Origin of the sequence: Virgibacillus profundi (genome assembly GCF_002287375.1) — a bacterium.
Taxonomy (GTDB): Bacteria; Bacillota; Bacilli; order Bacillales; family Amphibacillaceae; genus Virgibacillus_K; species Virgibacillus_K profundi.
Window position 1 is genome coordinate 1 of sequence record NZ_NPOA01000080.1, and the last position, 417, is coordinate 417.

1 rRNA gene is annotated in these 417 nt (G+C 48.4%); it reads right to left on the reverse strand.

Annotation, left to right across the window (positions count from 1 at the left end):
* A 16S ribosomal RNA gene (locus tag CIL05_RS21625) occupies window positions 1-417 on the reverse strand; the annotation flags it as partial.

The following is a 417-nucleotide window of genomic DNA, read 5'->3' on the forward strand; positions in this document are numbered from 1 at the left end:
ACGTCATCCCCACCTTCCTCTCTACTTGCGTAGGCAGTCTCACTAGAGTCCCCAACTTAATGATGGCAACTAGTGACAGGGGTTGCGCTCGTTGCAGGACTTAACCTGACACCTCACGGCACGAGCTGACGACAACCATGCAGCACCTTGAAAATTGTCCGAAGAAAAGTCTATTTCTAAACCTGTCATTTCCCATTTAAGCCTTGGTAAGGTTCCTCGCGTATCATCGAATTAAACCACATAATCCACCGCTTGTGCGGGCCCCCGTCAATTCCTTTGAGTTTCAAACTTGCGTTCGTACTCCCCAGGTGGCTAACTTATCACTTTCGCTTAGTCTCTGAATCCGAAAACCCAAAAACGAGTTAGCATCGTTTACGGCGTGGACTACCAGGGTATCTAATCCTGTTACGTAGCGTG